Here is an 8,482-nt window from a genome sequence, read left to right as displayed (position 1 = left end):
TTTATGTAAAGAAACCTGAAGAAAAACAAAGAACAGTAAAAAAAGTAAGAAAAGGTGATAAAATACAAAATAAGTGAGAGTGTGAGGGTAACAAACCATGCCAGAGATGACACCTGATGAAGTTTTAGCTTTATTAACTCCTCTGTTTTCATCAAATGGGTTGAGCGATACTCAAGAACTGGTGTTGCGAGAGTCTTGGCAAGGCAAATCCTATCAACAAATTGCCCAAACCTTTGAGTATGATACAGATTATATTAAAGGGGTGGGTTCTCGGTTGTGGCGATCGCTCTCTCAAATCTTAGGAAAACCGGTTACTAAAGCTAACTTACATTCTGTCATTAACGGCTACGCTCATCAATCACAACAGGGATCTACTCAGTGTGAGATTGTATCAAAATCATTAACACCCCCTGATTGTTCTTCCTGTGAAAAGAAAAGAATAGCGGAAAGATTAGAATTAGAAAAAATTAGAGATTATCCGAATACTTATCATTTAACCGCAGCGATGGATGTCTCATTTTTTTATGGTAGAAGCACTGAACTTTGGACGGTTAAACACTGGATTTTAGAAGAAAATTGTCGCTTAATTGCAATGGTTGGGATGGTAGGAATTGGCAAAACGGCATTATCTGTTAAACTGACCCATGAAATTAAGCAACACTTTGAATTTGTATTTTTTTATAACCTGAATACGGGTTTATCTTGTGCGGAATTACTAACAGAAATTTTTTATAATAGTTTAATTAAGCCTCTGCCTTTGAATTCTTCCGAAAAAATTCAAGTCAAAATTTTACGCTTGATTGAATATTTACAACAGCATAAATGTTTAATTATTCTTGATGGATTTGAGGCTGTTTTTCAAGAGAAAATGTTAACGGGACACTACCGAAATGGATATGAAGACTATCGGAAACTTCTGCAACAGTTGGGAGAAATTAACCATCAAAGTTGTATTCTGATCACCAGTCGAGAAACGCCTCAAGAAATTGCTGTTTTAGCCGGGAATACTTTACCTGTTCGAGTCTTAAAGTTACCCGGTTTAGATTTTGAAGCGGGAGAAAAAACTTTAAAACTGAAAGAGATTAAAGGAAGTGTATTAGACTATAAAAAACTGGTGACTTATTATTCAGGTAATCCCCTTTTATTAAAAATTGCTGCGGCATCAATTCAAGATTTATTTAATAATAGTATAACAGAATTTATAAAAGAAAATCAAATAATTTTTAATGGGCTTAGAGCTAGATTAGATCAGCAATTTAATCATTTATCAGACGTAGAAAAAAAGATTATGTACTGGTTAACAATTGAAAACAAACCAGTTTCTACGATACAACTGGTAGAACATTTATTCCCGCCTGTTTCTAAACTTCTTTTACTGGAAAGCTTAGAATCTTTAGAACGGCGATCGCTCATTGAAAAAAAAAGTTTAGGATTTACTCAAGAATATCTAATTAAAGCTTATATTCAGGAAAGAATGATTGAATATTTTTATCAAGATTTGACTGGGAACAATAACCAACATATCCCGCGTTGTTGTCCATTATTCGCAATTTTAGAATATTATCCCATTTTTCAATCAACCGCTAGTTCTGCTGTTCAAAATTATCAAATTTCTACCTTTGTTAAACCTTTAATTCAAAAACTTTTAGTCAGATATAAAAATTATAAAGCAGTTGTGAAACAGATTAATCTAATTTTAATCGAACTTCGAGATAGACAAAAATTATCGGGTTATACCTTGGGGAATTTGACTTATTTATTATCTTTTCTCAAGAGAGATGTAGAGGAATTTAAAAAATCTGCTAACCAGCAAGGTTATCAAACTTCAAAAGAAATGGTTCAAGCTTGGAAAGAAAAAATCTGCCAGCGAACCGTAGGAAATTTCTAATCTTAGAAGTTGTAATATTTTAGGGTAGGGTTTCGGACACCTAACCTTATTGGCGTCTAGCTGTAGAGGGAAGCCACCCCTACAAGTTTTGATTACCCATCATTTAGACTGGCTATAATTCTCCTTTCCTGGTTATGGTGGCTTCTAGTGTTAACCTGTCAGGTGAAATACCCCTACAACCATACAGGGTTTTCTACACTTATCGATTTTAGTTAGATTTGTCATTTTAGAAATAGATAGACGACATTAGGGCTGTGAAATGAAAAATCTTATTCAATCTTTTTATAATTGGTATCGAGTCACCCTGCGAAATACAAAATATCGTTGGGTTTTGATTTTAGGGAGCTTCATTTATTTATTAAGTCCCCTTGATATTTCGCCTGACTTTTTACCGATTGTCGGATGGTTAGATGATGGAGTGATTGCTACTATTTTAGTTACTGAAGTCTCTCAATTACTCATTGAAGGTTTAAATCGACGGAAACAAACCTCAGTAGCAAACAATATCAATGAAAAAGAATCTGCTGACTCAGAACCGACAGTTGTTGATGTTTCTGCTAGCTAGAATTCATTCAAATCTGATTCATAGAATTTAAAGTTTTGATCCCAATTATAAAATGCAGTAGAAGACAACAATAGCACTACTGCATTTTTAATCATGATTAAGATTCAACCCTTAAAAAAGAGGGATGTTTTAACCTTTGAACCCGTTTATTGTTATCATCTATTGCACTAGATTATTAAGCAATATGATGAGATTCTTTGACAATCCTTACTCGTTCATAGTTTTATAGGTGGAAACAGCAGAAGGTGAACTGCGGTTCAGATAACGGAAAATCCAATATTTAAACACCGCATCGAGGATAACCGGAAAAGTAGCAATAAACAGAAAATTAAAATCCCGATTTTCTGGTAGTCCGAAATGTCGCGCTGTATTTTCTAAGATCACTTCCCAACCGTGAGGAGAGTGGAAACCAACAAACATATCCGTCGATAAAATAATGATAAATGCTTTGGCACTATCACTCAATCCATAAATTAAATCTCCCATAAACGATTTGAGAATATCCACCTCTTTGCGGTTGTAAACCATCACAAAACAGAACATAAAAACAGCAATGATATCGGCAAAAACATTTTTGATAGCATTACTTCCTTCTGCTTTATATTCTTCCGCTAATTCTTTGGCTTTTTCCTGTAGCTTTTCATCAACTTCTTCCGGTGTTAAGGAAGGAGCTTGACCGATTAACATTTGAAATTTGAGTCGTTCTTCATAATGCTGAAGTTCAATCAAAGCTTCCTCTTCCATATTAACATTGAGGAAAATCGGTCTTTCTTCTGGATGGGTAAAAATTCGATCTACAAGAGGCCCGACTACAAAATTTTTAGAGATTTGTTGAGTGAGTAAGGGAATTAAAATTAATAATAAAACAAACCGGATAGAAATTAAAGTTTTAATTTTAGATTTACGATAATTTTCAATGATTTCTAATTCAGATTCAGGTCGGAGTTCCTGCTGGATTCGATTTAAAGTTCGGAGTAGGGAGCGAGGAAGAACACTGGTAGAAGATTTAGCCGTTAAATCCTCTTTCATCGTTTTTCCTGAACTGGGATTCGCTGCCATTGAAGATTTATTTTTGCCACGAGCATTCATAATGCTTAAATCAGGATTCAGGATCGTCTCCTTGAGTGAAAGAGATTGTTCAGGAGGAGATGTGATCAATTCAACCGAAATTTGAGGAGGTGGAGTCGGTTGATATCGAGAAATTACCGAATCAATATAATCCAGTTTTTCACAAATCAGCATAATCGGTTGATGATGAGGCGATGAGCCATTCTTTTCAATTTTATGGGCGATTTCATCCTTCAACATTGAAGGCGGATAAATTTGTTCTGAAAATCCTAAAACGGAACGACTGGTATTAAATACCATTAAGCGAGTCTCAATAATTTTGAGATTTTTTTTCAGTTCAGCATGAAAATAAGCTAAAGCGCGATCGCTATATTCAGCATGAGATTCTGATGGAATTCTGTCTCCGTGAAAATGCTCATTTTCTAAAGAACGAATCTTGAATGCCGCATCATAGGCTTGATCTAACACTCGTGTGGGTGTATCTCGAAACCATTGATTTGCATTGCCAAACAATTGTTTAAATAAATTAGAGTTAGAAGTAACCATAGTTCAATAATCTTGACGGTTGACGGTTGAGTATTCTTCATCGCTACAATGTACGGGGTATCTTAGCAAATTTCTCTCAAATTACTGTGTTGTCTCCTGCTGTTTGGATTACTGGAGGTTCTCTCAGTGGTAAAACCACCCGCCTCATCGAGTTATTTTGTGAGTGGACACCGTTATTGGGCGAAACCAATCAAAACTCAGAGTTCAGAACTCAGGAGTCTGCGACTTCCCGTTCAGCCCGAAAAAAAACCAAGGGAAAACGCCGGGGTGAGGTTCCCCTATCCCGACCCTTGACGGGGACAACAACGTTAATTTTTGCGGCAAATAGCGATAACCGCATGGTCTTAGCAGAACGTTTGACCGCTATACCCCAGGGACAATATTCGTTTTACTCCACAACCCCCCTCGGCTTTTTTCAAGATGAAGTGATTCTATTTTGGCCGTTATTAGTCGAAACGTTGGGGTTAAAAGCACAATTCCCCCTGCGGTTACGTCCCGAAACAGAACAGGAACTTGCGCTGCAACTTTGGAGTCGTGATCTGGAAATTCACAGCTTAGAACGTCCAGGGGTGAGCATCAATCGTCGAGTTCGCCAAATTTTGGATGTTCTGCAACTGGCTGCTTTAAGTGGAACCTCTATTGAAGATATTCCCCAGATTTTGGCGGCTGGCTTGATATCCGTAGACCAAAGCGAAACCCTTGATCAACCCATAGGTCTATGGTTGAAACAATGGCAAAACTGGTGCTTACAACGAGGTTTACTCACCTATGGGATTATTGCAGACCTTTATGGTCAACATCTCCTGCGTCATCCCATTTATCAAAACCACTTACAGCATCGGTATCCAGTGGTTCTAGCTGATGATGTGGATGAATATCCAACTCTAGCTCGCCACTTGTTTGAGTTTTTTCTGGATCAGGGAAAAATGGCTGCATTTACCTACAATCCAAATGGGGCAATTCGTTTAGGGTTAGGCGCTGACCCGAATGATTTAGCGGGTTTAAAATCCCGTTGTCAAGTTGAAGCGTTGAACTCACAAGCGGGTTTAGGTGCAGACTTAGCACAACCCATTTTAGATTTAGTGTTTGACAGTGCCATCGCCTTTGCTGATGCTTTGTTATTCTCTACCCAGATTCAATCGATTCAAACCGTCTCACGGGCTGATTTACTGCGAAAAACGGCTGAACAGATTATCGCCAGCGTTAAAGCCGGTGAAGTACAACCGAATGAAATTGCCGTCATCGCTCCCGGTTTAGATGCCATTGCCCGTTATACCCTGCGAGAACTCCTACTCCATGCGGGAATTACTGTTGACTCGATGCAGGAACAACGCCCCCTGGTGAGTTCTCCCTTGGTTCGAGCCTTATTAACCTTGATGGGATTAATCTATTCCGGTAATGGTCGCCTCATCCATCGAGATGCAATTGCAGAAATGCTCGTCACCCTGAGTCCATCCTCAACCCTCAACGGTCAACCGTCTACCCCGATGATTGACCCGGTACGGGCAGGTTTATTAGCCGATCATTGTTTTGTTCCTGATTTGGAGAAGCCTCGGTTACTTCCGGTAACGGCTTTTCCCCGTTGGGATCGGTTGGGACATCAAGCAACCACCGCTTATGAACAGATTCTGCATTGGGTGGACGTTCAGCAACAACAATATCAACAACGACTGTTAACCAGTCCGGTGATGTTGTTAGACCGGGGAATTCAGCAATTCTTAATGGTTAAGAGCAGCTTAAGAGCCGATCAATTGTCTGTCCTGCGAGAATTGATGGAAACAGCGATGCACTATTGGGAGGTGCAGAACCGTTTACAGGGACAAACAGCGATTTCTCCTTCAGAACAAGTCGGTCAGTTTATTCAGTTATTGCGCCGAGGGGTGATTTCTGCTAATCCTTATCCGGTATCGAGTTTAGGGATTAAACCCGGTGGGGTCACGTTGGGAACGATTTTTCAATATCGAGCCAGTCGAGCTTGCCACCGTTGGCACTTTTGGTTAGATGTGGGATCTCCCTTGTGGTTAAGTGGGGGAGCGAGTATTCTGTGGGGAGCACCCCTATTTCTGACTGAACAACAAAATCAGCCTTGGACAGTGGAAAATTCTATGGAAGCGGATCGACAACGATTACGTCGTATTATTGTAGATTTGTTGAGTCGGGTTAGCGATCGCTTAATTCTCTGTCATAGTGATTTAGCGGTTAATGGCCAAGAACAACTCGGCCCCCTTTATCAGTTATCAGTGATCCGTCATCAGTAATGGGTCGTCTGTTGAGTTTTAATCTTGAACAGTTCACCGACAGTGATCAACACTCACCCGTATTATTCTTGAATCCTAAGATTGGGAATATTGAGTTTCGATTAATTCAACTTGAAATTCATAAAAAAGTAGAATAGGCATCTTGCCTGTTAAGATAATATAGGGGATAGTGTTGACCCCACTTATACAGGGTTATCTACCTAAAAAGCAACCATAGAAGGTCAATTTAACCTTCTAACTAACCTATAAAATCCCATGCAAGAACTTAAAATTAATGAAGTAGTTCAACAGGCATTTTGCCTGTTAAGTCTTAACTTCACTTCTTGATTTTCCTAAGTTCTTTACCATTTTGAATGTAAAAATTTCAATTTTTAAGAGCTTCCGTAAGGAGGCTTACTCATTTTTGTAATAAAATTATTGCATCATGAGGATATTTTAAACGAGGTTAGTCATGTTGCCTTGAAGAACAATAATTAAATCTATCAATTTATAGTATTGGTGTTAGTATCACCAGCCCTTCTGGGAATACTATAGATAAAAGTTAGTTGGCGTATAAAAGGTTAATTTGAGTGCTTGGGTTTATTCATGAGGAGACAAAGAAATGACCAGTTCAGTAATTAATACCGTTAGGGCTACAGTCATTAATACGACTGAAACCCTGTTAATTTTTCCAACGGAACTACCAGGAGTTTTTCAAAGCTTCACCGGGTTAGTAGGAGAAACCTTACCCGGTGCTAATGGTGAAGTGATCTTTGTCCCTCAAAATCCTCCAGCACCCACCCCAACCACATCCCCGACTCCAACGCCAACTACATCCCCAACGCCAACTACATCCCCAACGCCGACTACATCCCCAACCTCCCCTCCGACTCCAACCTCTTCAGGCGGTAGCGGAACCAATCCGGCGCCCATTGCCAATAATGACTTTTTTCAGACCAACTTTCAACAACCCACCTTTTTTAATGTTCTCGCCAATGATTCGATTACCGGAGGAAGTGGCACCAGTATTAGTGTTGCTCAATTTAGTTCGACAGCGAACGGAACCTTAGTTTTTAACGGGGCTGGGATTTTTACTTATAGTCCTGACCCGAATTTTTTTGGCGTTGACAGTTTTAGTTATACGATTGAACAGGGAACCGCCCCAGCGCAAGTTTTTATTGAAGTGTTAGCGGGAAATCGCCCGATTATTGTTGAAGGAATTGGTCAAGGAACCGAAACCAGCGATTATATTACAGGCTCTTCGGGAAATGATGTCATTAATGGTTTAGATGGAAACGATACCATCTTTGGTTTAGCCGGAAATGATGAACTCCGGGGAGATGAAGGCAATGATACCCTCTACGGAAATGAAAATAATGATAGCTTAACCGGAGGAGAAGGCAACGACGAACTCAATGGCGGTAAAGACAACGATTTCCTCGATGGAAGTGAAGGAGATGATACCGGACTCGGACAACTCGGAAACGATACCGTGATTGGAAATTTAGGCAATGATAGCCTGTATGGCGGTCAAGGCGGCGATAGTGTCAGAGGAGGAGACGGGAATGATCTCGTTTTTGGCGATAAAGGCAGTGATATTGTTTGGGGAGATGCTGGAAATGATACAGTCATCGGAGGAGATGAAGAAGACCTGCTGTTTGGAAATGAAGGCGCTGATAACCTCCAAGGAAACCTCGGCAACGACACGATATTTGGTGGTCTTGCGAACGATACCGCATTTGGAGGCGAAGGTGATGATCAAATTTCCGGTGAAACCGGAGATGATTTTCTCTGGGGGGGTAAAGGCATTGATACCCTCACAGGCGGCTCTGGAAATGATACCTTCGTGATGACGACAGAAAGCGGGGGAGCTAATTTAGAAGATGCTCAGATTGTGAATGATTTTGAACCGGGCGATCGCATTGGTTTAGGGGGAGGATTACAATTTAGTGATTTATTTATTACCCAAAGTGCTGAAAATGCAGGGGATACAATTATTCGCAATGGCAGTGCTGGAGATTATATTGCGGTTTTAGTGGGAGTGAATAGCACCACCATTAATGCGGAGAGTTTCACGCCGATTTCCGGTACGATTATTCCGATTCCTGTACCAACACCCACCACACCGCCAACCCCAACTACACCGCCCACTCCAACCCCAACCCCGACTACACCGCC

5 protein-coding genes are annotated in these 8,482 nt (G+C 40.0%); 4 read left to right on the top strand and 1 reads right to left on the bottom strand.

Annotated elements, in window-relative coordinates; all coding sequences use genetic code 11:
• Window positions 1-97 precede the first annotated feature (97 nt).
• Window positions 98-1,888 carry an NB-ARC domain-containing protein gene (locus ACKPEB_RS02250; protein WP_408963150.1) on the top strand — a complete coding sequence of 597 codons (1,791 nt, stop codon included), beginning with the start codon at window positions 98-100 and terminating at the stop codon, window positions 1,886-1,888.
• A 259-nt stretch (window positions 1,889-2,147) separates the two neighbouring features.
• Window positions 2,148-2,453, top strand: a complete 306-nt coding sequence (locus tag ACKPEB_RS02245) for a YkvA family protein (RefSeq protein WP_408963149.1) — start codon at window positions 2,148-2,150, stop codon at window positions 2,451-2,453.
• A 207-nt stretch (window positions 2,454-2,660) separates the two neighbouring features.
• Here ACKPEB_RS02245 and ACKPEB_RS02240 read toward each other — a convergent pair whose 3' ends face one another.
• The gene (locus tag ACKPEB_RS02240; protein WP_408963148.1) at window positions 2,661-4,067 is read right to left on the bottom strand and encodes a proton extrusion protein PcxA; all 1,407 of its coding nucleotides are present in this window, start codon (window positions 4,065-4,067) and stop codon (window positions 2,661-2,663) included.
• Window positions 4,068-4,147: 80 nt separating this feature from the next.
• Here ACKPEB_RS02240 and ACKPEB_RS02235 point away from each other — a divergent pair, with 80 nt between their 5' ends.
• Both ACKPEB_RS02235 and ACKPEB_RS02230 read left to right on the top strand, forming a co-directional pair.
• Window positions 4,148-6,325 (top strand): recombinase family protein, encoded by a 2,178-nt coding sequence (locus ACKPEB_RS02235; RefSeq protein ID WP_408963151.1) that lies wholly within the window; start codon window positions 4,148-4,150, stop codon window positions 6,323-6,325.
• A 601-nt stretch (window positions 6,326-6,926) separates the two neighbouring features.
• Window positions 6,927-8,482: Ig-like domain-containing protein (locus tag ACKPEB_RS02230; RefSeq protein ID WP_408963147.1), on the top strand; the 1,556-nt coding region annotated here is incomplete at its 3' end.

Origin of the sequence: Planktothrix sp. (assembly GCF_046067725.1) — a bacterium.
In the GTDB taxonomy this organism is placed as follows: domain Bacteria; phylum Cyanobacteriota; class Cyanobacteriia; order Cyanobacteriales; family Microcoleaceae; genus Planktothrix.
The sequence above is the reverse complement of the archived record's forward strand: the minus strand, read 5'-3'. Positions and strand labels throughout refer to the sequence as shown.

What these genes read in the sequence shown, in the direction of transcription:
- ACKPEB_RS02250 (WP_408963150.1), top strand. Translation starts at nt 98, where the DNA reads ATGCCAGAGATGACACCTGATGAAGTTTTAGCTTTATTAACTCCTCTG.
- ACKPEB_RS02245 (WP_408963149.1), top strand. Translation starts at nt 2,148, where the DNA reads ATGAAAAATCTTATTCAATCTTTTTATAATTGGTATCGAGTCACCCTG.
- ACKPEB_RS02240 (WP_408963148.1), bottom strand. Translation starts at nt 4,067, where the DNA reads ATGGTTACTTCTAACTCTAATTTATTTAAACAATTGTTTGGCAATGCA.